Below are 1,311 nucleotides of genomic sequence, written 5' to 3' on the forward strand. Positions count from 1 at the left end.
TGTCCCGTCCTGAAATAAGTTTACACCTTAAGAGACTTATTTTATGGAACATGCACAAGAACAACGAGTTAAACGCACACAACGTGATTATAGCTTCGCCTTTAAAATGATGGTTGTACATGAAGTAGAAAAAGGGCAAATTACTTATAAACAAGCTCAGGCAAAATATGGTATTCAAGGAAGATCAACTGTGCTGGTATGGTTACGCAAGCACGGACAACAGGACTGGACTTCGAATATGCCGACTTCTTCTAAACGCCAATTAACCCCCCAACAACGAATCCGCCAATTAGAAAAGCAGTTAGCCGCAGAAAAGCTTAAAACTGAATTTATTCAGGATGTGATTTATCACATTGATAAAGAATGTGGGACTGATCTTGGAAAAAAGTATACCGAGCACGTTTCAAAGATTGGCAAAGCCAAAGAAGACTAAGCGTTTCACGTTATTGTCAGTGGTTGGGAATCACCCGACAAGCTTATTATCAAGCAGAAAAACGTGCTCAAATGACTGCACAAGCAACTGAACAAATACTTGAGTTGGTTATGGAATATCGTTGTCTCATGCCAAGTATCGGAACACGTAAGCTGTATTGGCTTATTAAAGGCAAATTGTTGCAGCGTGGTTTAAAGTGTGGACGGGATCAGTTATTTAAAATATTGAAAGAGCATAATTTATTGATTCGCCCCAAGCATCGCTATACAAAAACTACGGATAGCAAGCATTGGATGAAGAAGCATCCAAATTTATTAAAGGATTATTCAGCAGTGCAAGCCAACGAAGTCTTTGTTAGTGATATTACTTATGTTGAGAGTGCTGAAGGCGTACATTATTTATCCTTAGTGACAGATGCTTATACCCGTCAGATTAAAGGTTATAAGTTATCGAATGATATGCGTGCGGAGAATGTTGTGCAGGCTCTACATATGGCGATGCAGCATGTGACGGATCGAGCGACAAGGATGATTCATCATTCAGACAGAGGCTCTCAGTATTGCTCTGAACTATATCAATCGGCATTACGCCATTATGGGGTATGTCCTTCTATGACAGATGGAGGAGACTGTTACCAGAATGCATTAGCAGAGCGGATTAATGGAATATTAAAGCAGGAGTTTTTAATTACACGATGTCAAACCATGAAGGAGTTAGATCACTTAATTGCGGAATCTATTATGATTTATAATTGCTATAGACCACATTTAAGTTTAAATATGAACACCCCGAATCAGACGTATGAGCAAACTAAAACCGAGCTAATTGCTTAACTCGGTTTGAAGTGGAATACTGTCAATCTATTTCAGGACAAGACA

1 protein-coding gene is annotated in these 1,311 nt (G+C 39.1%); it reads left to right on the top strand.

What is annotated here, in order from left to right; all coding sequences use genetic code 11:
- Positions 1-43: 43 nt before the first annotated feature.
- Positions 44-1,266 (top strand): IS3 family transposase gene (locus tag FTU72_RS16185; RefSeq protein ID WP_180053117.1). Its coding sequence is split into 2 segments (ribosomal slippage): positions 44-380 and positions 380-1,266, totalling 1,224 coding nucleotides; the frame shifts between segments, so codons are not numbered across the junction.
- The last annotated feature ends 45 nt before the right edge of the window (positions 1,267-1,311 follow it).

The organism is Acinetobacter sp. YH12137, assembly GCF_013418535.1.
Lineage (GTDB): Bacteria > Pseudomonadota > Gammaproteobacteria > Pseudomonadales > Moraxellaceae > Acinetobacter.